General features: G+C 54.3%; 24 protein-coding genes. 20 read left to right on the top strand and 4 right to left on the bottom strand.

What is annotated here, in order from left to right:
- Positions 1-33: 33 nt before the first annotated feature.
- Positions 34-1,026: a phage shock protein operon transcriptional activator gene (gene pspF, locus INF58_RS15645; protein ID WP_180979062.1), complete on the bottom strand. Its 993-nt coding sequence runs from the start codon at positions 1,024-1,026 to the stop codon at positions 34-36.
- A gap of 151 nt (positions 1,027-1,177) precedes the next feature.
- Between pspF and pspA the strand changes: the two genes are divergently transcribed.
- The 15 genes from pspA to INF58_RS15720 all read left to right on the top strand — a co-directional run bounded on the left by pspA (position 1,178) and on the right by INF58_RS15720 (position 15,598).
- On the top strand, positions 1,178-1,846 hold the full coding sequence (gene pspA / locus INF58_RS15650) for a phage shock protein PspA (protein WP_063452293.1): 669 nt from the start codon (positions 1,178-1,180) through the stop codon (positions 1,844-1,846).
- 49 nt (positions 1,847-1,895) lie between these two features.
- Positions 1,896-2,120, top strand: coding sequence for an envelope stress response membrane protein PspB (pspB, locus tag INF58_RS15655; protein WP_063452294.1), 225 nt, complete (start codon positions 1,896-1,898; stop codon positions 2,118-2,120).
- Positions 2,120-2,479, top strand: a complete 360-nt coding sequence (gene pspC, locus INF58_RS15660; protein ID WP_193528041.1) for an envelope stress response membrane protein PspC — start codon at positions 2,120-2,122, stop codon at positions 2,477-2,479. Before pspB ends, pspC begins: the two co-directional genes overlap by 1 nt.
- A 12-nt stretch (positions 2,480-2,491) precedes the next feature.
- On the top strand, positions 2,492-2,716 hold the full coding sequence (gene pspD, locus INF58_RS15665) for a phage shock protein PspD (protein WP_063866575.1): 225 nt from the start codon (positions 2,492-2,494) through the stop codon (positions 2,714-2,716).
- 196 nt (positions 2,717-2,912) lie between these two features.
- On the top strand, positions 2,913-4,598 hold the full coding sequence (locus INF58_RS15670; protein ID WP_193528042.1) for a sugar phosphorylase: 1,686 nt from the start codon (positions 2,913-2,915) through the stop codon (positions 4,596-4,598).
- A gap of 13 nt (positions 4,599-4,611) precedes the next feature.
- Positions 4,612-5,904, top strand: coding sequence for an ABC transporter substrate-binding protein (locus tag INF58_RS15675; protein WP_112791799.1), 1,293 nt, complete (start codon positions 4,612-4,614; stop codon positions 5,902-5,904).
- Between the two features lie 21 nt (positions 5,905-5,925).
- A complete protein-coding gene (locus tag INF58_RS15680; protein WP_102750156.1) occupies positions 5,926-6,807 on the top strand; it encodes a carbohydrate ABC transporter permease in 882 nt (293 codons plus the stop codon).
- Complete coding sequence (locus tag INF58_RS15685; protein WP_193528043.1) at positions 6,794-7,636, top strand: carbohydrate ABC transporter permease; 843 nt, start codon at positions 6,794-6,796, stop codon at positions 7,634-7,636. The genes INF58_RS15680 and INF58_RS15685 overlap by 14 nt, the downstream gene beginning before the upstream one ends.
- Before the next feature lie 28 nt (positions 7,637-7,664).
- Positions 7,665-8,717 (top strand): zinc-binding alcohol dehydrogenase, encoded by a 1,053-nt coding sequence (locus INF58_RS15690; RefSeq protein WP_063866580.1) that lies wholly within the window; start codon positions 7,665-7,667, stop codon positions 8,715-8,717.
- A 17-nt stretch (positions 8,718-8,734) separates the two neighbouring features.
- The gene (locus tag INF58_RS15695; protein WP_193528044.1) at positions 8,735-9,523 is read left to right on the top strand and encodes a sugar phosphate isomerase/epimerase; all 789 of its coding nucleotides are present in this window, start codon (positions 8,735-8,737) and stop codon (positions 9,521-9,523) included.
- A gap of 11 nt (positions 9,524-9,534) precedes the next feature.
- Positions 9,535-10,593, top strand: a complete 1,059-nt coding sequence (locus INF58_RS15700) for a Gfo/Idh/MocA family protein (RefSeq protein WP_193528045.1) — start codon at positions 9,535-9,537, stop codon at positions 10,591-10,593.
- A complete protein-coding gene (locus INF58_RS15705) occupies positions 10,587-12,866 on the top strand; it encodes a glycoside hydrolase family 65 protein (RefSeq protein WP_193528046.1) in 2,280 nt (759 codons plus the stop codon). Before INF58_RS15700 ends, INF58_RS15705 begins: the two co-directional genes overlap by 7 nt.
- The gene (pgmB, locus tag INF58_RS15710) at positions 12,856-13,521 is read left to right on the top strand and encodes a beta-phosphoglucomutase (protein ID WP_193528047.1); all 666 of its coding nucleotides are present in this window, start codon (positions 12,856-12,858) and stop codon (positions 13,519-13,521) included. Before INF58_RS15705 ends, pgmB begins: the two co-directional genes overlap by 11 nt.
- A 13-nt stretch (positions 13,522-13,534) precedes the next feature.
- Positions 13,535-14,617 carry an ABC transporter ATP-binding protein gene (locus INF58_RS15715; protein ID WP_107535455.1) on the top strand — a complete coding sequence of 361 codons (1,083 nt, stop codon included), beginning with the start codon at positions 13,535-13,537 and terminating at the stop codon, positions 14,615-14,617.
- Positions 14,618-14,683: 66 nt separating this feature from the next.
- Entirely contained in the window at positions 14,684-15,598 is a 915-nt protein-coding gene (locus INF58_RS15720) for an OmpG family monomeric porin (protein WP_063866586.1), read from the top strand.
- Between the two features lie 33 nt (positions 15,599-15,631).
- Here the strand turns inward: INF58_RS15720 and INF58_RS15725 are convergent, their stop codons facing one another.
- Complete coding sequence (locus INF58_RS15725) at positions 15,632-16,642, bottom strand: LacI family DNA-binding transcriptional regulator (RefSeq protein WP_193528048.1); 1,011 nt, start codon at positions 16,640-16,642, stop codon at positions 15,632-15,634.
- A 155-nt stretch (positions 16,643-16,797) separates the two neighbouring features.
- Between INF58_RS15725 and INF58_RS15730 the strand changes: the two genes are divergently transcribed.
- The 3 genes from INF58_RS15730 to tyrR all read left to right on the top strand — a co-directional run bounded on the left by INF58_RS15730 (position 16,798) and on the right by tyrR (position 20,897).
- On the top strand, positions 16,798-18,195 hold the full coding sequence (locus INF58_RS15730) for a YcjX family protein (protein WP_112791805.1): 1,398 nt from the start codon (positions 16,798-16,800) through the stop codon (positions 18,193-18,195).
- Complete coding sequence (locus tag INF58_RS15735) at positions 18,192-19,244, top strand: YcjF family protein (protein WP_193528049.1); 1,053 nt, start codon at positions 18,192-18,194, stop codon at positions 19,242-19,244. Before INF58_RS15730 ends, INF58_RS15735 begins: the two co-directional genes overlap by 4 nt.
- A 111-nt stretch (positions 19,245-19,355) precedes the next feature.
- Entirely contained in the window at positions 19,356-20,897 is a 1,542-nt protein-coding gene (gene tyrR / locus INF58_RS15740) for a transcriptional regulator TyrR (protein ID WP_063452310.1), read from the top strand.
- 34 nt (positions 20,898-20,931) lie between these two features.
- Here the strand turns inward: tyrR and tpx are convergent, their stop codons facing one another.
- Positions 20,932-21,438, bottom strand: a complete 507-nt coding sequence (gene tpx / locus INF58_RS15745) for a thiol peroxidase (RefSeq protein ID WP_193528050.1) — start codon at positions 21,436-21,438, stop codon at positions 20,932-20,934.
- Between the two features lie 106 nt (positions 21,439-21,544).
- Between tpx and ycjG the strand changes: the two genes are divergently transcribed.
- Positions 21,545-22,510 carry an L-Ala-D/L-Glu epimerase gene (gene ycjG / locus INF58_RS15750; protein WP_193528051.1) on the top strand — a complete coding sequence of 322 codons (966 nt, stop codon included), beginning with the start codon at positions 21,545-21,547 and terminating at the stop codon, positions 22,508-22,510.
- On the opposite strand, the gene mpaA is transcribed toward ycjG, so the two are convergent.
- Positions 22,501-23,214, bottom strand: coding sequence for a murein tripeptide amidase MpaA (mpaA, locus tag INF58_RS15755; RefSeq protein WP_193528052.1), 714 nt, complete (start codon positions 23,212-23,214; stop codon positions 22,501-22,503). The two genes, ycjG and mpaA, sit on opposite strands and share 10 nt — an antisense overlap.
- Positions 23,215-23,397: 183 nt before the next feature.
- On the opposite strand from mpaA, the gene INF58_RS15760 reads away from it, so the two are divergent.
- On the top strand, positions 23,398-25,014 hold the full coding sequence (locus tag INF58_RS15760; RefSeq protein WP_193528053.1) for an ABC transporter substrate-binding protein: 1,617 nt from the start codon (positions 23,398-23,400) through the stop codon (positions 25,012-25,014).
- Positions 25,015-25,152: the final 138 nt, after the last annotated feature.

Raw genomic sequence — 25,152 nt, forward strand, 5'->3', positions numbered from 1 at the left:
CGTAAAAATGTCTGGGGGTAAGTGCTGATAATGTCAGCGCATTTGATGTTTTTTGAGCAATGCCCTTAACTGATGGTAGGTCAGACCCAGCAGTTCAGCCGCCCGTTTCTGATTATATTTCGCCTCTTTTAGGCTCTGTTCGAGCAGCTGCTGCTCCTGCTGATGCTGGAACTGGCGTAAATCGAGCGGCAACGCCGGACCCTGCTGGCGCGCCGCCGGAGCAGGGGCCTGTTTAACCTCGCGCCGAAACGGATCGAGTATAATGTTGTCCAGCTCGGACTCGCTGCTGCCATGACGGTAAACGGACCGTTCCACCACGTTTTTGAGTTCACGAATATTTCCCGGCCAGTGGTAACCGAGCAGGGTCTCGGTGGCCTGTTCGCTAAAGCCCGGAAAGAGCGGCAGGCCCAGTTCCCGGCACATCTGAATGGCAAACTGATCGGCCAGCAGCATGATATCGCTACGTCGCTCCCGCAGCGGCGGCAGCTGAACGACATCGAAAGCCAGCCTGTCCAGCAGGTCGGCGCGGAATTTGTCCTCTGCCACCATCGCGGGCAGATCGGCGTTAGTGGCGCACACCAGGCGAACGTTGACCTGGAGCGGCTGACTACCGCCAACGCGTTCCAGTTCGCCATACTCTATGACGCGCAGCAGTTTTTCCTGCACCAGCATCGGCGCTGTGGCCAGCTCGTCGAGGAAAAGCGTTCCGCCATCGGCGCGCTCAAAACGGCCGGGATGGCGTTTTTGTGCGCCAGTAAAGGCGCCGGCTTCATGACCGAAAAGCTCCGTGTCGAGCAGATTTTCATTCAGTGCCGCGCAGTTAAGCGAAATAAAGGGACCGTCCCAGCGGCCAGAAAGAAAGTGCAGGCGGTTAGCAATGAGTTCTTTACCGGTTCCACGTTCCCCGATGATTAGCACCGGTTTATTCAGCGGCGCGAGGCGTGACACCTGTTCAAGCACTTCCAAAAAGCTGTTCGCTTCGCCAAGCAAATTGTCTTTATATTCAGCCATGATGAAATTAACCACTCCTTAGTGATATTCACCAGGTGAGAATAGTCTCTGGCTGGGTGAATATCAATCAGATTCAGTAAAATCAATAAGATAAAAAGTTGGCACGGGAATTGTATTTACTACACAGCAGGGCATCGCCCGATAACAGAACTATGAGGATTGAATTATGGGTATTTTTTCTCGTTTTGCCGACATCGTGAACGCCAACATCAACTCGCTGCTGGAGAAAGCGGAAGATCCGCAGAAGCTGGTGCGCCTGATGATTCAGGAAATGGAAGACACGCTGGTTGAAGTACGCTCCACATCCGCCCGCGCGCTGGCAGAGAAAAAGCAGTTAACGCGTCGTATCGAGCAGGCGACTGCCCAGCTCAACGAGTGGCAGGAAAAAGCTGAACTGGCGCTGCGCAAAGATAAAGAAGATCTGGCCCGCGCTGCGCTGATTGAGAAGCAGAAGCTTACCGAGATGGTTGCCACGCTGGAACATGAAGTGACGCTGGTGGATGATACCCTGACCCGCATGAAGAAAGAGATCGGTGAGCTTGAAAATAAACTCAGCGAAACCCGTGCGCGTCAACAGGCGCTGGCGCTGCGCCATCAGGCTGCAAGCTCGTCCCGCGACGTGCGTCGCCAGCTGGACAGCGGCAAACTGGATGAAGCGATGGCGCGTTTCGAATCGTTTGAACGCCGTATCGACCACATGGAAGCGGAAGCCGAAAGCCACAGCATTGGTAAGCAGAAAACCCTCGATCAGCAGTTTGCTGACCTGAAAGCCGATGATGAAATTAGCGAGCAGCTGGCTGCGCTGAAAGCCAAAATGAAACAAGATAATCAATAATAATTCCTGCGGCACCTGAGCGTGCCGCATCGCAAGACAAGGAGTACACATGAGCGCGCTTTTTCTGGCAATACCCCTGACAATTTTCGTGCTGTTTGTTCTGCCCATCTGGTTATGGCTGCACTACAGCAACCGCACTTCACGCGGTGAGCTGTCGCAGAGTGAACAGCAGCGGCTGGCGCAGCTCTCTGCTGAGGCAAACAAAATGCGCGAACGTATTCAGGCGCTGGAAGCTATCCTGGATGCGGAACACCCGAACTGGAGGGAGCGTTAATGGCTGGACTGAATCTGAATAAAAAACTGTGGCGCATTCCACAGCAGGGCATGGTACGGGGCGTTTGCGCCGGGCTGGCACACTATCTGGATGTCCCGGTAAAACTGGTGCGCGTGGTCACCGTATTGTCGATTTTCTTTGGCCTGGCCTTTATTACTCTGGTGGCATACGTCATTCTGTCGTTTGTACTCGATCCTATGCCGGACGGTGAACTGGATGCAGAGAACACGCCAACCAGCAGCGATCTCCTCAATGCGGTAGACGAGCAGCTGAGCGCAGGGGAGAAGCGATTGCGCGAGATGGAACGTTACGTCACCTCCGATACCTTTACGCTGAGAAGTCGTTTTCGTCAGCTTTAAGAGAGAACATACATGAAACAAAACTGGCAACAGGCCGGTCAGAAGGTAAAACCCGGCCTGAAAATCGCAGGTAAACTGGTTCTGATGACGGCGTTACGTTATGGTCCGGCGGGTGTGGCTGGCTGGGCGATCAAGTCTGTTGCCCGTAAGCCGGTCAGAATGGTGCTGGCGGTCGCACTGGAGCCGCTATTAAAGAAACTGGCGAAACGCGTTTCCCGCCGCTACCTTTCACGCTAATCCCTCGCGCAAAAGCCCTTTCTCGCTCAGAGAGAGGGCATGAATTTCCCCTCTGCTTTTTCTCGTTCTTTGCGGCAGCTCACATTACTGCGTTGCGCTGCTTTGAGAATGCCTTTTTCAGCCCACAGGTGCGTTGACAGATATTTTTCATGGGAGTAGATTGCCAGTCCGTGGGACCGCTACCATGTAAAATAAAGTGAACGCAAAAATTAAAAAACTCATCAATCATATTTACGGTGAATCATTTTCAGATGCACACCTGAACGTGTTATTAACGAAGCTTGAACAGGCGGCGGTTAATATTACGGAAAAGCGTAAGTCAGGCTGGGATGAAAAAGACGTTGTTCTGATTACCTATGCCGATCAGTTCTCCGCGAAAGGGGAGAAAGCATTGCCGGTATTCACCCGGTTCTATAATGAATGGCTTTCTCGCACGTTTTCCCATGTCCATCTTTTACCTTTTTATCCGTGGTCGTCAGATGATGGATTTTCCGTTATCGATTATCACAATGTTGCACCTGAAACGGGTACCTGGCAGGATGTCGCGGAATTAAAACAGTCAGCCAGCTTAATGTTTGACTTCGTTTGCAACCATATGTCAGCGAAAAGCGAATGGTTTGCTTATTATCTGGCGCAGAGGCCCGGCTATGAAGATTTCTTTATTTCAGTCGACCCCGAAACCGATTTATCCGCAGTGACGCGTCCACGTGCCTTGCCGCTGCTGACGCCGTTTACGCTGCATGATGGCAGCGTTCGTCATCTGTGGACCACATTCAGTGAAGACCAGATCGACCTCAACTTCGCCTCGCCGCAGGTGCTGATTGCCATGGTGGACGTACTGCTCCATTACCTTGCAGAAGGGGCGCGTTACATCCGACTGGATGCGGTCGGTTTTATGTGGAAGATCCCTGGAACAAGCTGCATCCATCTGGAACAAACCCATTGCCTCATCCAGTTATTCCGCGCCATTACGGATGCCGTTGCACCCGGAACGGTGATCATCACTGAGACAAATGTTCCACACAAAGACAATATCTCTTACTTCGGTGATGGTGAAAATGAAGCCCAGATGGTCTATCATTTCTCCTTACCTCCGCTGGTGCTGCATGCCGTTCATTGTCAGGATGTTAAAGCCCTCAGCCAGTGGGCGGGGTCGCTGGCGCTGCTTTCAACGCACACCACCTGGTTTAACTTCCTGGCCTCGCATGATGGTATCGGTTTGAACCCGCTGCGCGGCATTCTTCCGGAATCAGAGATCCTCTCGCTGGTCGAGAAGCTTCAGCAGGAAGGCGCGCTGGTCAACTGGAAAAATAACCCTGACGGAACGCGAAGCCCCTACGAAATTAATGTCACCTATCTTGATGCCTTAAGTTTACAAGAAAGTGCAGATGATGAGCGTATTGCCCGGTTCATCCTCGCGCATGCCGTGTTGTTAAGTTTTCCAGGCGTGCCGGCCGTTTATATTCAGAGCATTCTTGGTTCGCGTAACGATTATGAAGGTGTTGAACGCCTTGGTTATAATCGCGCGATTAACCGGAAAAAATACACGGCGGGGCAGGTCGATAGCGAACTGAATAACAAGAAGAGTATTCGTTCTCAAATTTATTCTCGTTTGAGTGAGCTTATCGCTATTCGTCGCGGGGAAAGCGCATTCCATCCAGACAGTCAGGCTGTTTTCGACGCAGTGGGTGAACAAATTCTTAAAATTATCCGCGTTGCTGAAAATGGCGAACGTATTACAGCATTATTTAATTTTAGCAATAAAATGCAGACCGTTTATGAGCAAACGCTATCTGGTAAGGAATTACTATCAGGACAACATATTAGCGGTACGGATCTGACCCTCAATCCATGGCAGGTAATGTGGATTAAAGAAAACTAAAAAGGACCCTAAAATGAAAATGCCCAAAATTGTGCTGTTATCAGCACTGGTTTCGTGCGCCCTGTTATCAGGCTGTAAGGACGATAAAGCATCTCAGGTCACCATTGAGTTTATGCACTCGTCGGTGGAACAGGAACGCCAGGCGGTGATAACGAAACTGATCGAGAAATTCGAGAAAGAGAACCCGTCGATTACGGTGAAGCAGGTACCCGTTGAAGAAGATGCCTACAACACCAAGGTTATTACGCTGGCTCGTACCGGTGCGCTGCCGGAGGTGATTGAGATCAGCCATGACTACGCCAAAGTCATGGATAAAGAGCAACTGCTGGATCGTGACGCCATCGGCCGCGCCATCAAGGCGGTGGGCGAGGAGACATTTTACGACGGCATTTTACGCGTGGTTCGCACGGAAGATGGCAGCGCATGGACGGGGGTGCCGGTTAGCGCCTGGCTGTCCGGCATCTGGTATCACAAAGATGCGCTCGGAGCTGCGGGTATTGAAGAGCCGCACAACTGGGAGCAACTGCTGAAAGCCAGTCAGGCGCTCAACGATCCGGCTAAAAAACATTACGGTATCGCGCTTCCAACCGCGGAAAGCGTTATGACCGAGCAGGCCTTCTCGCAGTTTGCCTTGTCGGGCGGCGCCAACGTCTTTGATGCAAACGGCAACGTGGAAATCGATACACCTGAAATGTCGAAAGCGCTGGCATTTTATAAGGCACTGGCCGCGACCACGATGCCGGGTTCGAACGATGTCATGGAGATCAAAGACGCCTTCATGAACGGTTCTGCGCCTATGGCCGTGTACTCCACCTATATCCTGCCTGCGGTCTACAAAGATGGCTCGCCGGCCAACCTGGGCTTCGTGGTCCCAACGGAAAAATCCTCCGCCGTCTACGGCATGATTACCTCGTTGACCATCACTACCGGTCAGACCGAAGAAGAAACGCAGGCCGCCGAGAAATTTGTCACCTGGATGGAGCAGGCTCAGAACGCCTCTGACTGGGTCATGATGTCTCCGGGCGCCGCGCTACCGGTCAATAAACTCGTAGTGGGCACAGATTCCTGGAAAAACAACGACGTGATCAAGGCCTTTGGTCAACTGCCATATGAGCTGATTGCGCAGTTCCCGAACGTCCAGGTGTTTGGTGCCGTGGGCGACAAAAACTTTACCCGCATGGGAGACGTTACCGGGTCCGGCATTATCAGTTCCATGGTGCATAACGTGACGGTGGGACAAAAAGATCTCAATGCGACGTTAAGCAACAGCCAGAAAAAACTGACTGACCTGATATCACAACGATAGGAGCGCTTTGCGAAGGGAATTATGAAGACGTTGTTTTCTGGTCGTTCAGATATGCCTTTCGCCATGCTGCTGTTGGCCCCCAGCCTGATTTTGCTGGGGGGCCTGGTGGCCTGGCCAATGATTTCCAATATTGAAATCAGTTTTTTACGTTTACCGCTGAACCCGCGTATTGATGCGGCGTTCGTCGGCCTCGATAACTACATTCGCATTTTGGGCGATGCCGCGTTCTGGCACTCCCTGTGGATGACGTTCTGGTACACGGCGCTGGTAGTGATCGGCAGTACCGGGCTGGGGCTGGCCGTGGCGATCTTCTTTAACCGTGAATTCCGTATGCGGAAAACGGCGCGTTCGCTGGTGATTCTGTCCTACGTGACGCCGTCTATTTCCCTGGTGTTTGCCTGGAAATACATGTTCAACAACGGCTACGGGATTGTGAATTATCTGGGCGTTGACCTGCTGCATCTCTATGATCAGGCACCGTTATGGTTCGACAATCCGGGCAGCAGCTTTGTGCTGGTGGTGCTGTTCGCTATCTGGCGCTACTTCCCGTACGCCTTTATCTCGTTCCTCGCGATTTTGCAGACCATCGATAAATCACTGTACGAAGCGGCAGAGATGGATGGCGCCAATGCCTGGCAGCGTTTTCGCATCGTCACGCTGCCCGCCATCATGCCGGTGCTGGCTACGGTGGTTACGCTGCGAACCATCTGGATGTTCTACATGTTCGCGGATGTTTATCTGCTGACCACGAAGGTCGATATTCTGGGCGTGTATCTCTACAAAACGGCCTTCGCATTCAATGACCTGGGCAAAGCGGCCGCGATCTCCGTTGTGCTGTTTGTGATCATCTTCGCCGTCATTCTGCTGACCAGAAAAAGGGTAAACCTCAATGGCAACAAATAAACGCGTACTGGGCCGCATCGGTTTTTATCTGGGGCTGGCGGTATTTCTGATTATCACGCTGTTTCCGTTTTTTGTGATGTTAATGACGTCGTTTAAAAGCGCGAAAGAGGCGATATCGCTGCATCCGACCATTCTGCCGCAGGAGTGGACGCTTCAGCATTACGTCGACATTTTTAACCCGCTGATTTTCCCGTTTGTGGATTACTTCCGTAACAGCATGGTGGTGTCGCTGACCTCCTCGGTCATTGCGGTGTTTCTCGGCACGCTGGGCGCTTATGCGTTGTCCAAACTGCGCTTTAAGGGGCGCACGACGATCAATGCGAGCTTTTACACCGTCTATATGTTCTCCGGGATCCTGCTGGTGGTGCCGCTGTTCAAAATCATCACCGCGCTCGGCATTTATGACACCGAGCTGGCGCTGATCGTCACTATGGTGACCCAGACGTTACCGACAGCGGTCTTTATGCTGCGCAGCTACTTCGACACCATCCCGGACGAAATTGAAGAAGCCGCCATGATGGACGGCCTGAACCGCCTGCAAATTATCTTCCGCATCACCGTGCCGCTGGCAATCTCTGGCCTGGTGTCGGTCTTTGTTTACTGCTTCATGGTGGCGTGGAATGACTATCTGTTCGCCTCCATTTTCCTGTCCAGCGCCAGCAACTTCACGTTGCCGGTTGGGCTGAACACGCTCTTCAGTACGCCAGATTACATCTGGGGCCGAATGATGGCGGCATCGCTGGTGACGGCGCTCCCGGTCGTCATTATGTATGCCCTTTCTGAACGTTTTATTAAAAGTGGTTTGACCGCCGGCGGCGTGAAGGGCTGAGGCGGCCGATTTTAACAAGGAGTGAGTCATGAAAAAATTAGTTGCGACAGCGCCCCGTGTAGCGGCGCTGGTTGAATACGAAGATCGTCCTGTTGCAGCGCATGAGGTGAAAATTCGCGCCCGTTATGGCGCGCCGAAGCACGGCACCGAAGTCGTAGATTTTCGCGCGGCAAGCCCGTTCATCGATGAAGAGTTCAACGCCGAGTGGCAGATGTTTACCCCACGTGAAGAAGGGGCAGCGCGCGGCATCGAATTTGGCAAATTTCAGCTGGGGAACATGATCGTCGGCGACATCATCGAGTGTGGTGCAGACGTCACGGAATACCAGATCGGCGACAGCGTCTGCTGCTACGGCCCATTGCAGGAGACGGTCATCGTCAACGCGGTGAACAACTATAAGCTGCGCAAAATGCCGCAGGGTGCGTCCTGGAAAAACGCCGTTTGCTACGATCCGGCGCAGTTCGCCATGAGCGGCGTGCGTGACGCAAACGTCCGCGTGGGGGATTTCGTTGTGGTTGTCGGGCTGGGCGCGATTGGCCAGATCGCCATTCAGCTGGCGAAAAAGGCCGGTGCGTCCGTGGTGATTGGTGTCGATCCTATCGAACACCGCTGTGACATCGCTCGCCGTCACGGTGCTGACCACTGCCTGAACCCAATCGGTACCGATGTCGGTCTTGAAATTAAGAAACTGACCGGCAAACAGGGTGCGGATGTGATCATCGAAACCAGCGGTTTTGCGGATGCGCTGCAATCTGCGCTGCGCGGGCTCGCCTACGGCGGCACGATCTCTTATGTGGCGTTCGCCAAACCGTTTGCGGCGGGCTTCAACCTGGGCCGCGAAGCACACTTCAACAACGCGAAGATTGTCTTCTCCCGCGCGTGCAGTGAACCGAACCCGGACTATCCGCGCTGGAGCCGCAAGCGCATTGAAGAGACCTGCTGGGAACTGCTGATGAACGGTTATCTCAACTGTGAGGATCTCATCGACCCGGTCGTCACCTTCGCCACCAGCCCGGACAGCTATATGAAGTATGTCGATCAGCATCCGGAACTGAGTATCAAAATGGGCGTCACTTTTTAAGCTAAGGAAAGCAAATCATGAAGATCGCAACACAAAACCAGGCCTTTTTCCCGACCAATATCATGGAAAAATTCAAATACATCAAAGCGATGGGATTTGATGGCTATGAAATTGATGGCCGCCTGCTGGTGGAAAATCTCGATGAAGTGAAAGCCGCTATTAAAGCCACTGGCCTGCCGGTGACGACGGCGTGTGGCGGATACGACGGCTGGATCGGGGATTTCATCGAAGAACGCCGTTTGAACGGTTTACAGCAGATTGAACGCATACTGGAAGCCCTGGCGGAAGTGGGCGGAAAGGGGATCATCGTGCCGGCTGCCTGGGGGATGTTTACCTTCCGTCTGCCGCCAATGACCTCGCCACGCAGCCTGGACGGTGACCGCAAGGCGGTTAGCGCCTCCCTGCGCTGGCTGGATGAAGTAGCGGCGCGCACCGGGACCACCGTTTACCTGGAGCCGCTGAACCGCTACCAGGATCATATGATCAATACCCTGGCCGACGCGCGTCGTTATATCGAAGAGAACGGCCTGAAGCACGTGCAGATCATCGGTGATTTCTATCATATGAACATTGAAGAAGACTCGCTGACGGATGCGCTGCATAACAACCGCGATCTGCTGGGCCATGTGCATATTGCTGATAACCACCGCTATCAGCCGGGCAGCGGCAGCCTCGATTTCGCCAGCCTGTTCGATCGACTGCGTGCCGATAACTATCAGGGTTATGTGGTGTACGAGTGCCGGGTTCGTGCCGACGATCCGGCCAAGGCCTATCAGGACTCACTCAATTACCTGCGTGAATGCTAAGGATGACGAGCGTGATGAGTGCTTCTACACCTTTGCCTCTGCGCGTCGCCATCATTGGCGCCGGGCAGGTTGCAGACAAAGTGCATGCCTCGTATTACGCCACGCGCAGTGATGTTCAAATGGTGGCTGTCATGGACAGCCGCCCTGAACAGGCACAGGCGTTCGCGGAACGTTATGCTATTCCATCGGCATGGCAGGACGCTCACGAGATGTTGCAGACAGTAAAACCGGATGTGGTGAGCGTCTGTTCGCCTAACCGGTTCCATTTTGAACACGTCATGGCGGCCCTCGAAGCGGGTTGTCATGTGATGTGTGAAAAGCCGCCGGCGATGACGCCGGAACAGGCCGACCAGATGCGCATTGCGGCGCGTAAGGCTGGAAAAGTCCTCGCGTATGATTTTCATCATCGCTTTGCCCTGGATACCCAGCTACTGCGTGATGCGGTGATGAACGGCACGCTCGGCGAAGTTTACTTTACCTCGGCGCAGGCGCTGCGCCGCTGCGGTGTACCGGGTTGGGGCGTATTTACCAACAAATCGCTCCAGGGCGGTGGACCGCTTATTGATATTGGCATTCATATGCTGGATGCCGCCATGTACGTCCTGGGTTTCCCGGCGGTGAAGCGGGTGACCGCGCACAGCTTCCAGAAGCTCGGAAACCAGAAACACAGCGGCCAGTTTGGCGAGTGGGATCCCGCGCAGTTTACCGTAGAAGATGCCCTGTTTGGCACGATCGAGTTCTGCAACGGCGGCGTTCTGCGTCTGGATACCTCCTTTGCGCTTAACATCCGCGAGCAGTCCATCATGAACGTCTCTTTCTGCGGTGAAAAGGCGGGCGCAACGCTGTTCCCGGCGCATATCTATAACGACGAAGCCGGTGTTTTGGAAACCCTTGCCCAGCGTGAAGAGGCGGACGATCGGCGCCATCTGCGCAGCATGGATGCCTTCGTGCGGCATGTGCTGGGTGAGCCTGTGATGATCGCTGACGCAGAGCAGGGACTGGTTATTCAACAGCTTGTCGCCGCGCTTTATGAATCCGCAGAAACAGGGGAAAGCGTGACATTATGCTGAACGTATCTGTATTAACCGATCCGGGATTTTGTCCTCACAGCCTGAATAAATATGCCTCAGTCATGACCTGCGGTAATGGCTACATGGGCATTCGCGCTGCGCATGAAGAAGATTACACCCTGCAAACCAGGGGCATGTATCTTGCCGGCCTTTATCATCGCGCGGGTCGCAACGAGACCACTGAACTGGTCAACCTGCCGGATATCACCGGTATTGATGTTGAGCTGGACGGCGTCAATTTCACCCTCCTTTCAGGGGAAATACTTGAGTGGCAGCGCGAGCTGGCCTTTGCAAACGGCGAACTGCATCGCAACGTTGTCTGGCGTTCACCCAACGGCAAACGCTATCGGCTGGAGAGTCGCCGATTTGTGTCGCTGGACCAGCTGCCTTTAGTGGCTATGCAGCTTGCAATCACCCCCCTTGATGCCCCCGCGCAGGCCGTGCTGAAAACCGGCATTGATGCGACGCAAACGAACAGCGGCAGGCAGCATCTGGATGAAATCTCGGTCAGGGTCTTTGACCAGCATTACATGCAGGGCGTGTATGAAACGCAGGACCGGGCTTCTGAGATTGTGGTTTCGGCGTTTTGCCAGCTCTCGAAGAAGAGCGACAGCTGCTTCACCGCCAAAAATCGTCGGCTCAGCGTGCATCATTCGCTGACGATTGCCGAAGGTGACACTGTCACGCTTGAGAAGATCGTCTGGGTAACGCATCGCAGCGATAAAGCGCTGTCGCAGGAAACTTTCGCGCGCAACGCGCTGGCCGATCTCAAAGTCTGTGCGGCAAGAGGCTACGAGGCGCTGCGTGAGAGCTCAGCGTATGCCTGGAAAGACGTCTGGCGCGACGCCCGTGTGGAAGTGACTTCCCCGGAGCAACAGGATCAGCTGGCGCTGGATTACGCCGTCTGGCACCTGACGACAATGACGCCTGCCCATGATGAGCGAAGCAGTATCGCCGCAAAAGGGCTGACGGGTGAGGGGTACAAGGGGCACGTCTTCTGGGATACCGAAATTTTCCTGCTGCCGTTCCATCTGTTTACCCGTCCAAAGATTGCCCGCAGCCTGCTGCGCTATCGCTGGCTTAATCTCTCAGGCGCCCGTGAAAAAGCGCGTCGTAACGGCTGGCCTGGCGCGCTGTTCCCGTGGGAAAGCGCCGCCAGCGGACAGGAAGAGACGCCTGAGTTCGCGGCAATTAACATTCGTACCGGGGGTCGCCAGAAGGTGGCTTCCGCACTCGCTGAACACCACATCGTGGCAGATATCGCCTGGGCCGTCGTCGCTTACTGGCAGGCGACGCATGATGATGCCTTTATGCGTCACGAAGGCCTGACGTTGCTGATGGAAACCGCTTCGTTCTGGATGGGACGCGCGACGGACGTCAATGGTCGTCTGGAAATCCATGACGTGATCGGACCGGACGAATACACCGAGCATGTCAACAACAACGCCTACACCAACTACCTGGCCTGGCACAACGTGGCCTGTGCGCGCCAGTTTATGGCGATGTTTGGGCGTGACGATGCGCGTTTTACGGAAAATGCCGAGACGTTTCTGGCGCGTTTGTGGTTACCGGAGGCCGATGCAGAGGGTGTGATCCCGCAGGATGATACCTTTATGACAAAACCGGCCATCGATCTGAGCCGCTACAAGGCCAAAGCGGGTAAACAGACCATTCTGCTCGATTACTCCCGCGCGGAAGTGAACGAGATGCAGATCCTGAAGCAGGCCGATGTCGTGATGCTTAACTACCTGCTGCCGGAACGGTTTACGCCGCAGCAATGTGCCGCCAATCTGGCGTTCTACGAGCCGCGCACGATTCATGATTCGTCGCTGAGTAAAGCCATTCACGGCATTGTGCTCGCGCGCTGCGGTGACACCGAGGGGGCCTATGCGTTCTGGCGTGACGGTATCGCCATCGATCTGGGGGACGACCCGCACAGCAGCGATGACGGTATACATGCTGCGGCCACCGGCGCGATCTGGTTGGGTGCCATTCAGGGGTTTGCCGGGATGCACATTAGCGACGGGGAACTGCATCTTGCGCCGAAGCTGCCCGCTCAATGGCGGAAACTTGCCTTCCCGCTGCGGTGGCGCGACGCAACAATGCACATCACCTTTGAAGATGATCTGTTAACCATTGAAACTACCGCACCCGTCACGTTAACGCTGTGGGGTCAAATGCTGAACGTATCGGGGCGGAAGGTATGTGCGCATCAGGACTTTCTTGCACCTGTTAATGGGACCGCTACCACGGAGGGGCGCCATGATGCTTAACGCTGTTGTATTCGATCTGGACGGGGTGATCACCGATACCGCGCACCTTCACTTTCTGGCCTGGCGTGCCGTGGCCCAGGAGATCGGGATCACCTTCGACGAAGTGTTTAACGAACAGCTGAAGGGAATAAGCCGCATGGATTCTCTTCAGCGCATCCTGAAGCACGGCGGGAAAGCGGGGATGTTCAGTGAAGAGCAGTGTCTGGCGCTTGCAGCCAGGAAAAACGCCCTCTATGTCCAGTCGCTGGCGTCTCTGACGCAGGATTCGCTGCTTCCGGGTATTCGCGAGGTACTGGCGGATATTCGTGCTGCGAAGGTCAAAACTGGGCTGGCATCCGTATCGCTTAACGCCCCGGGGATTTTGCATGCGCTGGGTATTCATCAGGCCTTCGATTTTTGCGCCGATGCTTCCCGGATCCGCCGCTCAAAGCCGGACCCGGAGATCTTCCTCGCGGCATGTAAAGGACTGAACGTGCGTCCTGAAGAGGCCATCGGTATCGAAGATGCCGCCGCGGGGGTGGATGCGATCAACGCCGCAGGAATGCTGTCGGTCGGGATTGGACCTGGCCTGGACCATGCGGGATTACAACTTCATTCAACGCAGGAACTGACCTGGGAACGCCTGACGGCGTTCTGGGCATCCCCGGCGTATTGATAAGGAATTTATAATGGCTCAACTGTCACTGAAACACATTCAGAAAATCTATGATAACCAGGTCCACGTGGTTAAGGATTTTAATCTCGAAATTGAAGACAAAGAATTTATTGTCTTCGTCGGTCCATCGGGCTGTGGTAAATCCACGACGCTGCGAATGATTGCCGGCCTTGAGGAAATCAGCGCAGGTGAACTGATTATTGACGGGGTTTGCATGAATGATGTTCCCGCCAAATCCCGTGATATCGCGATGGTTTTCCAGAACTATGCGCTCTATCCGCATATGACGGTCTACGACAACATGGCGTTTGGCCTGAAGATGCAAAAAATTGCCCCCTCCATCATCGAAGAACGCGTTAGCTGGGCGGCCCAGATCCTGGGCTTACGCGACTATCTCCAGCGTAAACCTGGCGCGTTGTCCGGCGGTCAGCGCCAGCGCGTGGCGTTAGGCAGGGCGATAGTGCGCGAAGCCGGGGTTTTCCTGATGGATGAACCGCTGTCAAACCTTGATGCCAAGCTTCGTGTGCAGATGCGCGCTGAAATCAGCAAGCTGCACCAGAAGCTCAATACCACCATGATTTACGTGACGCACGATCAGACGGAAGCCATGACCATGGCGACCCGCATCGTGATTTTAAAAGACGGCATCATCCAGCAGGTGGGCGCGCCGAAGCAGGTCTACAACGAGCCCGCGAATATGTTCGTGGCAGGGTTCATTGGTTCACCGGCGATGAACTTTATTCGTGGCGCGATCGACGATCGCTATTTCGTGACGGAAACGCTGCGCCTGGAGATCCCGGAAGACAAGCTCGCCGAACTGAATGCACAGGGTTACCAGCGTAAAGCGGTCGTCTTTGGGATCCGTCCTGAAGACATTCTTACTCTACAGCGTAGCGGTGAAAACGTTACGGCGAAAATCAGCGTCGCGGAACTCACCGGGGCAGAATTTATGCTGTATGCCACCGTGGGTGGGCATGAACTGGTGGTCCGTGCGGGTGCAGCGGATGATTACGTCGCAGGAGATATTATCGGCATCCAGTTCGATATGAGTAAGTGCCATTTCTTCGATGCTGAAACTGAAGCAGCAATTAGATAAGAAAGGTGTTCGCCGGAAATGAAAATTTCCGGTTTTTTTGTGAGTTAATTATAAAGGAATATTTTAATGAGTACTCTACTAAGAAGTGCTGCGCTCGTTCTGTGCGCAGGGGTTAGCTGCGCGCAAGCAACAGAAACAGCAAAACACTGGGAGTTTAATATTGGTGCCATGTATGAAATTGAAAACGTCGAAGGGCAGGGTGACGATAAAGATGGATTATATGAACCTTCCGTGTGGTTTAACGCCACGTATGATGCGTGGACCATTTCACTGGCCATGTATCAGGAAGGCCCGGTTGATTACAGCAGCATGACGCGCGGCACCTATTTCGATCGCCCTGAATTCGAATTACGGTATCGCTTCATTGGCACCGATGATTTTACGCTGGGTCTTACGGGCGGTTTCCGTAATTATGGATATCATTTTAAAGATGAACACGGTGCGAAAGATGGCAGTGCTAATATGCAGCGCTACAAAATTCAGCCAGACTGGGATCTGAAATTAACCGATGACTGGCGTTTTAGCGGTTGGTTTGCCATGTACCAGTTTGCGAATGACCTGGGAAAAACCGGTTATTCTGACAGCCGTGTTGAAACGGAAACCGGTTTTACCTGGACAATAAACGAAACCGTCTCTGCAAAAGTTAACTACTATTTAGAGCGTGGTTTCAATATGGACAGTTCACGTAATAACGGTGAATTCTCCACCCAGGAAATTCGTGCCTACCTGCCTGTTTCATTAGGCCAGACAACGCTTACGCCTTACACCCGCCTGGGGCTCGATCGCTGGTCAAACTGGGACTGGCAGGACGATCCAACCCGTGAAGGGCATGACTTCAACCGACTGGGGCTGCTCTATGCTTACGACTTTGCGAATGGCCTTTCCATGACGCTCGAGTATGCCTACGAATGGGAAAATCATGACGAAGGTGACAGCGACCGCTTCCACTATGCGGGTGTCGGCGTGAATTACGCGTTCTGATGACGTGATACCAGGGGCGTTTGCCCCTGGTTTTTAACGTAACGAAGCCGCATCTGTAAAGTGGGTTTCAACCAACACCTTATGCGGCGCAGGTTTATTTGCAATGCACTTGAATAAAAGAGTGCAGCTCTCTTCGCCGAGCTTTCTCGTTGGGATATCAAAGCCGCCGGGTGCAGGGGTCAAGATGAGAGACAGCATCGGGTCGCTGTATCCTGCCATGGCAACTTGCTCCGGGATCGTCAGATTTAGCGCATCGGCGGCACGGTAAAGACTCAGCAATTTCATGCTGTCAGTTGCAAAAACCGCGTCGGGCGGGTTGGCTGAGGAGAGAAGCTGGCTGGCCGCCTGAAGCGCGCTTTCATGGGTATATCCGCCATCGATAACCCAGGCCGGGTTAATTTCGATGCCGTGTTTCTCAAGGCTGAACTTATAGCCCGCCAGGCGATCGATAGAAACGTGATAATCGAGCGGGGCATGCAGGCAGGCAATTTTGGTGCGGCCATGCTTGATAAACGAGTCTGTTAATATGGCGCTGTCGCGGAAATTATCCGTATCGACAGAATAGATATTCTGGTAATTCCCTTCCACTTTACCAATAACAACCACGGGCACACCGTATTCATCCAGCGTCGAGAAAAAAGACTCGTTCGCCGGCGAGCTTAGCATGATGATCCCTTTGATCATCTTCTGCTTTATTTTACCCACGCATTTTTGTAGATCGTCTTCACTGCTTTTGGACGTTTGTAAAATAACATCAAAACCTTCCTCTTCTGCTTTTGCCGTTATGGCATGCAATACATCAGAGAAAAAGGGATTTCCAGCAGTGGTTTTGGTTGAGCGGGTCGAAATAACCATAATGGCGTCGAAGCCAGAAGAGGTGAGTGCGCGGGCAAGTTTATTAGGCTGGTAATTTAATTCATCTATCGCCTTCAACACCTTTTCACGCGCTTCAGGAGAAATATTCGTTTGTTTATTCAGAACGCGTGACACGGTTGATTTCGAAACGCCAGCAACGCGGGCAATATCATAGATGGTGGGTGACATACACCTTACTCACTCCAGACGGACAGCAATTGCGCCCATCTTACTGGAGAGAAAACGGCAATAGCAATAATTAAGAATTGATAATCAACGATCTGCCCCAATTTACTGTATTCTGAAGTGACTCTTTTCAGGGTTCCAGGCAATGAAGGACGGCGATGAAGCGACTTAAAAACGAATTCAATTCTCTGGTGAACCGTGGCGTTGATCGCCACCTGCGTCTTGCCGTGACGGGGCTGAGCCGCAGCGGTAAGACGGCATTCATTACGGCGATGGTCAATCAGCTGATGAACCTGCATGCGGGAGCGCGGCTGCCGCTGCTAAGCGCGGTGCGTGAGGAGCGGCTGTTGGGCGTGAAACGCGTACCGCAACGTGATTTTGGCATCCCCCGTTTCACCTATGATGAAGGTCTGGCGCAGTTGTACGGGGAGCCTCCCGCCTGGCCCACCCCGACGCGTGGCGTGAGCGAAATTCGCCTTGCGCTTCGTTTCCGCTCGAATGAATCCCTGATGCGTCACTTCAAAGAAACGTCCACGCTTTATCTCGAAATTGTGGATTATCCGGGTGAATGGCTGCTTGATTTACCAATGCTGGCGCAGGATTACCTGAGCTGGTCCCGACAGATGACCGGCCTGTTGCAGGGGCAGCGGGCAGAGTGGTCGACCAAATGGCGCCAGCTTTGCGAAGGGCTGGATCCGCTGGCGCCGGCGGATGAAAATCGTCTGGCCGTCATAGCCGAAGCCTGGACGGATTACCTGCACCAGTGCAAACAAGAGGGGCTTCATTTTATCCAGCCGGGCCGTTTTGTGCTGCCGGGTGATTTAGCCGGCGCCCCCGCGCTCCAGTTTTTCCCGTGGCCGGACGTTGACAGCATCGGCGAATCGAAGCTGGCGCAGGCGGACAAGACCACTAACGCCGGTATGCTCCGCGAGCGATACAACTACTACTGTGAAAAGGTGGTTAAGGGCTTTTATAAAAATCACTTTTTACGCTTTGACCGCCAGATCGTGCTGGTGGACTGCCTGCAACCGCTCAACAGCGGGCCGCAGGCGTTCAATGATATGCGGCTGGCGCTGACGCAGCTGATGCAGAGTTTCCATTACGGACAGCGTACCCTGTTTCGCCGGTTGTTCTCTCCGGTCATCGATAAGCTGTTATTTGCCGCCACAAAAGCCGACCATGTGACAGTCGATCAGCACGCCAATATGGTTTCCCTGCTGCAACAGCTGGTGCAGGATGCCTGGCAGAATGCGGCTTTCGAAGGGATCGGCATGGATTGTCTGGGGCTGGCGTCCGTACAGGCTACGCAAAGCGGGTTGATTGACGTTAACGGCGAGAAAATTCCGGCCCTTCGGGGCAACCGCCTCAGCGACGGAGAGCCGCTCACGGTCTATCCAGGGGAAGTTCCCGCGCGTCTGCCGGGCCAGGCCTTCTGGCAAAGCCAGGGGTTTCAGTTCGAAGCCTTCCGTCCGCAGAGGATGAACGTTGACCAGCCACTGCCGCACATCCGTCTGGATGCGGCGCTGGAGTTTTTGATTGGAGATAAATTGCGATGACGGAACCGTTGAAACCACGCATTGATTTTACCGGTCAGCTTGATCAGACCCCGCATGAAGCGTTCAAAACGGCGCAAACCTTCAGCGGCCCGCAGGCCGACAACTTTGCTCCCGTGCTGACAGAGGAACCGCTGGTTGAAGAGGGGCAGGCGGAAGCGGTCGTTGACGCGGCACTGCGCCCGAAACGCAGCCTGTGGCGCAAGATGGTCACCGCCGGGCTGGCCCTTTTTGGCGCGAGCGTAATCGGGCAGGGCGTGCAGTGGGGCATCAATGCCTGGCAAACCCAGGATTGGGTGGCGTTGGGTGGCTGTGCTGCCGGAGTGTTGATCGTTGGTGCGGGCGTAGGCTCAGTCGTCACCGAGTGGCGTCGCCTATGGCGTTTGCGTCAGCGCGCGCACGAACGCGAAGAAGCGCGGGATCTGCTGCACAGCCACGGCACGGGAAAAGGGCGCGCATTTTGTGAAAAGCTGGCGGCTCAGGCCGGGATAGATCACTCTCATCCGGCGCTACAGCGCTGGTATGCGGCGATCCACGAAACCCAGAATGATCAGGAGGTGGTCACGCTGTATGCCCATATTGTCCAGCCGGTACTGGATTCGCAGGCTCGCCGTGAGATCAGCCGTTCGGCGGCGGAATCCACGCTGATGATCGCCGTCAGCCCGCTGGCGATGGTAGACATGGCCTTTATCGCCTGGCGCAACCTGCGCCTGATTAACCGCATCGCCAGGCTGTACGGCATTGAGCTTGGCTATTACAGCCGTCTGCGCCTGTTCAAACTGGTGTTGCTGAATATCGCCTTTGCCGGGGCCAGCGAACTGGTGCGCGAGGTCGGAATGGACTGGATGTCGCAGGATCTCGCGGCGCGTCTCTCCGCGCGGGCGGCGCAGGGGATCGGTGTCGGTCTGCTGACAGCACGCTTAGGCATTAAAGCGATGGAGGTCTGTCGTCCACTTCCCTGGATCGACGGCGACAAGCCGCGACTGGGCGATTTCCGCCGCGAGCTGGTAGGTCAGCTTAAAGAGACGCTCAGTAAAAAACCTGTGCAGTGAGGATTTGTTTACTATTCGTGCTGGCTGTCAATATTTGTTGACAGCCACCTTCCCGAACACCGTGATCTGACATATCATTTTACTGTTAATGGCTTAAACGGTGAATTTCCCATGCGTCTGGAAGTCTTTTGTGAGGACCGTCTCGGTCTGACCCGCGAGTTACTCGATCTTCTTGTTTTACGTAGCATTGATTTACGTGGCATTGAGATCGACCCTGTCGGGCGAATTTACCTCAACTTTGCCGAAATTGAATTCAATACCTTCAGTAGCCTGATGGCGGAAATCCGCCGTATCGCTGGCGTTACGGATGTTCGCACCATCCCCTGGATGCCGTCCGAGCGAGAACATCTCGCGCTGAGCGCGCTGCTGGAAGCGATGCCGGAGCCGTTTCTGTCTCTCGATCTGAAAAATAAAGTCGAGCGCGTTAACCAGGCCAGCTGCCAGCTGTTTGCGCAGAGCCAGGAAAAGCTCATCGGTCACCACGCTACGCAGCTGATCCCGGGGTTTAATTTCCAGCGCTGGCTGGACAGCAGCCCGCAAAATACCCATAGCGAGCACGTCGTCATCAACGGACAGAATTTCCTGATGGAGATCACGCCGGTCTACCTGAAAGGTGAAAATGCCGCGCGGGTGCTGACCGGCGCAGTGATCATGCTGCGCTCCACGGTGCGCATGGGCCGCCAGTTACAGAATTTGTCCAGCCAGGACGTTGGCGCATTCAGCCAGATTATTGCGGTAAGCCCGAAGATGCGTCACGTGATCGACCAGGCGCGCAAGCTGGCTAATCTGACCGCGCCGCTGCTGATTACCGGTGATACCGGTACGGGGAAAGATCTGCTGGCGCATGCTGTGCACATGGCCAGCCCGCGCGCGGCAAAACCGTATCTGGCGCTGAACTGTGCATCGATTCCGGAAGATGCGGTGGAAAGCGAGCTGTTCGGGCATGCGCCGGAAGGCAAAAAAGGCTTCTTCGAACAGGCAAACGGCGGTTCGGTGCTGCTGGACGAGATTGGCGAAATGTCGCCCCGCATGCAGGCGAAGCTGCTGCGCTTCCTGAATGACGGCACGTTCCGTCGCGTGGGGGAAGATCATGAAGTGCATGTGGATGTGCGCGTCATCTGCGCCACCCAGAAAAACCTGGTGGAGCTGGTGCAGAAAGGGGTTTTCCGCGAAGATCTCTACTATCGTCTGAACGTTCTGACGCTCAATATCCCGCCGCTGCGCGATTGCCCGCAGGACATCATGCCGTTGACGGAGCTGTTCGTCGCCCGTTTTGCCGACGAGCAGGGCGTGCCGCGTCCGAAGCTTTCTGCCGACCTCGGCACCGTGCTGACGCGTTACGGCTGGCCGGGCAATATTCGTCAGCTAAAAAATGCGGTTTATCGCGCATTAACTCAGCTTGAAGGGTATGAACTGCGTCCTCAGGATATTTTGTTGCCGGATTACGATGCCGGGACGGTATCGGTAGGCGAAGAGGCCATGGAAGGCTCGCTGGACGACATCACCAGCCGTTTCGAGCGTTCGGTGTTAACGCAGCTCTATCGTAGCTATCCGAGCACGCGCAAGCTGGCGAAACGTCTTGGGGTCTCACATACTGCGATTGCGAATAAGCTGCGCGAATATGGGTTAAATCAGAAGAAGGGTGACGAATAAACAAAAAAGCCTCTTTGCAGAGGCTTTTTTACGTTTAGGCTTTAAGTGCCTCAAGTGCAGCGGTGTAATCCGGTTCGGTGGTGATTTCGTTAACCAGCTCGCTGAAATGAACGTTGTCGTTTTCGTCGATGACCAGCACCGCACGTGCAGCCAGACCTTTCAGCGCGCCTTCGGAAATGGCAACACCGTATTGCTCCAGGAAATCCGGGCTACGCAGAGTGGAAAGGGTGATGACGTTGCTCAGGCCTTCAGCGCCGCAGAAGCGGGACTGGGCAAACGGCAGGTCAGCAGAAATGCACAGCACCACGGTGTTGTCCATTTCGGTCGCCAGCTGGTTGAATTTACGCACGGATGCCGCGCAAACGCCCGTATCGATGCTTGGGAAAATGTTCAGGACTTTACGTTTGCCAGCAAACTGGCTCAGCGAGACGTCGGACAGATCTTTAGCCACCAGAGTAAAAGGCTGTGCTTTGCTGCCAGACTGAGGGATGGAACCTGCAACAGCTACCGGGTTGCCCTGGAAATGAACGAGTTGTGACATAGATATCTTCCTGTTTACAAATAGTTAACGTCGTGGCTAGTGTATGCCATCCGCAGTTAGCACGGCAAACCAATTTTATGCCTTACCGGCCTGCAAGGAGTCAGTGATGAGAAGCGTTAAGGTCTATGAAGAAGCCTGGCCATTGCACACCCCGTTTGTGATCTCGCGCGGCAGCCGTAATGAGGCCAGTGTGGTGGTGGTTGAATGTGAAGAGGATGGCGTAAAAGGCGTCGGGGAATGTACCCCTTATCCTCGCTACGGAGAAAGCCTGGCCTCGGTCATGGCGCAAATTATGACGGTGGTGCCCGACTTGCAGGCGGGCCTGACGCGTGAGTCCCTTCAGCAAAGGTTGCCGGCCGGCGCGGCACGCAATGCGATTGACTGCGCACTCTGGAGTCTGGAAGCGGCGAAGCAACACAAACCGCTGCCTTCACTGCTGGACGTTACGCTGCCGCAATCGATCGTCACCGCGCAAACGGTCGTCATCGGTGAACCCGAGCAAATGGCGGCCAGCGCTCAGGCGTTATATGCCACCGGTGCAACCTTATTAAAGGTGAAGCTCGACGATCGTCTGATTAGCGAACGCATGGTCGCCATTCGGGCGGCGGTACCAGATGCCACCCTGATAGTCGACGCGAACGAGTCATGGCACAGCGAAGGGCTGGCGGCCCGCTGTCAGCTGCTTGCCGATCTGGGCGTTGCCATGCTGGAGCAACCTCTCCCGGCAGACGACGACGCCGCGCTGGCGAATTTTATTCATCCGCTTCCCGTCTGTGCAGATGAAAGCTGTCATACGCGCGAGAGTCTTTCAGATCTTAAGGGCCGCTACGAAATGGTGAACATCAAGCTGGATAAAACAGGGGGGTTAACCGAAGCCCTGGCGCTGGCAAAGCATGCGCAGGCGCAAGGCTTTACCCTGATGCTGGGCTGTATGTTGTGTACGTCCAGAGCGATCGGCGCTGCACTCCCGCTGGTGAACAGCGTGCGTTTTGCCGATCTGGATGGCCCAACCTGGCTGGCGGTTGACGTTTCACCCGCCCTGAGTTTTACCTCTGGCGTTCTTCATCTTTGAGGCTGCCAGCGCAGAAGATCTGTCATCGCTCTGAGGTATTTTTCACTCGCTTCATCCGAGGAGATCGGCGGAAATTCTGCGGTGATACAGTGCAGGCCGAGATCGGCGCACCAGCTTCCAAACGACCCGGGAGTTTCATAGCCGACGCTGGTTACCAGCGGAAGAGCAAACGCATCCGCCAGCCACTGCCCGAGCGCCGTATGACGAGGATCTTCAATACAGGCGAGGGGATCGTGGAAAGAGACTACCCAGGCCGGGTGGATCTTATGAATAAGCTGGCACAACGCCTGAGTCTCGGGCTCGGAACCCGGTTTGTCGCCCGTGAGCAGGACCACATCGCGTTCCTGCGCCGAACTGTTCCAGCGATATACCGTTTCACCCGCGCGCCAGTTTGCTGCCGGAAAATTCCTGTTAAGGTCAACGCCTCGCGCATTTGCCCGTAATCCAAGCTGACAACCGTCCGGGTTGACGCTCAAAATCACATGATGTCGTCGTAAATCGGGGGACAACGTACGTAGCGCGCACGAAAGCGTCACGATGGACGAGTTTTCATCGCCATGCGTGCCCGCAATGATTAAGCCGCTAGTACGATTGGGCTCGGGGGCGGGAAACCAGATCAGTGGAGCGCCTAAAAATGAGCGGCCATAATGTTCAGTCCCGGGCGGGAAGGCGCCGCGTTCCGTTCTTGGTCGGGTGGTTGCCATAGTAAACCCTGATGATGAAGTCGCTTCTGGCAGTGTTGTGCAAAACCCGCGCTTAATCAAATAGTTTCCGTCTGGATGGAAAATTGCCTGACATCAACTTTCCAGAGGAAGCATTTGCATTTCTCCGTGTCGAAACAAATAATTACGCATCTGCCTGTTACCTGACATCATTAAGGGGATCGTATGAAGCATCCTGTTTCGCTTCTTTGTACTGCGCTGTGGCTGTGCGGGCTTTCTTCACTTTCATATGCCGCGGAGGTTCCCAAAGGAACGGTTCTGGCGCAAAACCAGGAGCTGGTTCGACACATTAAAGATGAACCCGCTTCGCTCGATCCGGCTAAAGCGGTGGGTTTACCCGAGATACAGGTGATCCGCGACCTTTATGAAGGGCTGGTGAATCAGAACGAAAAAGGGAAGCTGGTTCCCGGCGTGGCGACGCGCTGGCAGAGCAATGATAACCGTGTCTGGACGTTCACGTTGCGGGATAACGCTAAGTGGTCTGACGGTAGCCCGGTGACGGCACAAGATTTTGTCTACAGCTGGCGTCGCCTGGTTGATCCCAAAACGACGTCACCTTTCGCCTGGTTTGCAGCGCTGGCGGGCATTAACAATGCGCAGGCCATTATTGATGGAAAAGCTGCTCCGGATACGCTCGGCGTGACGGCAGTTGATGCTAAAACGCTGCGCGTGCAGCTGGACAAACCGCTGCCATGGTTCAGCAACCTCACGGCGAACTTTGCGTTCTATCCGGTTCAAAAGGCAAACGTGGAAAGCGGTAAAGAATGGACGCGCCCTGGCGCGCTCATCGGCAACGGTGCATATGTGCTGAAAGATCGCGTGGTGAATGAAAAGCTGGTGGTTGAGCCGAACACTCACTACTGGGATAACGCCAATACGGTGATAAAAAAAGTCACATTCGTGCCAATCAACCAGGAGTCCTCAGCGACCAAACGCTACCTGGCGGGCGACATTGATATCACGGAATCATTTCCGAAAAACATGTATCAGAAGCTGCTAAAGGATATTCCGGGACAGGTATATACTCCGCCACAGCTTGGTACCTATTACTACGCGTTTAACACGCAAAAAGGCCCAACCGCTGATGCGCGCGTGCGTCTGGCGCTCAGCATGACTATTGATCGGCGCATTATGGCGGAAAAAGTTCTGGGAACCGGTGAGAAACCGGCCTGGCATTTCACTCCTGATGTCACTGCCGGTTTTACGCCGGAACCCTCGCCATTCGAGCAGATGTCGCAGCAGGAGCTGAATGCTCAGGCGAAAACATTATTGCAGGCGGCAGGCTATGGTCCCCAGCGCCCGCTGAAATTAACGCTGCTGTACAACACGTCTGAAAACCACCAGAAAATCGCAATTGCCGTCGCATCTATGTGGAAGAAAAATCTGGGCGTTGACGTTAAGTTGCAGAATCAGGAGTGGAAGACCTACATCGACAGCCGTAATACCGGGAATTTTGACGTGATCCGTGCGTCATGGGTAGGAGACTACAATGAGCCGTCGACATTCCTGTCGCTGCTGACGTCCTCACACACCGGCAACATCTCCCGGTTTAACGATCCTGCTTACGATAAGACTCTTCATCAGGCGACGCTTGAAACGACTGAAAAAGCGCGTAATGCAGACTACAACATGGCCGAGAAGATCCTCACCGAGAAAGCGCCGATTGCCCCGATTTATCAGTACACCAATGGTCGTCTCATTAAGCCCTGGGTTAAAGGGTATCCGATAAATAACCCAGAGGATGTTGCGTACAGTCGTACAATGTACATTGAAAAACATTAAAAACCAGGTAAGGCGCTTAAGTGGCTATGGCAAATAGCCGTACATCGCTTAAGCGCCTGAACGCAGGGTTAATGCTATTTACAGGCGAGTTATTACCAAAAATCCTTCCATAAAAAACCGCATTCATTCTTTTGATGA

It is taken from the genome of Enterobacter cloacae complex sp. P24RS (assembly GCF_014982165.1).
Lineage (GTDB): Bacteria > Pseudomonadota > Gammaproteobacteria > Enterobacterales > Enterobacteriaceae > Enterobacter > Enterobacter quasihormaechei.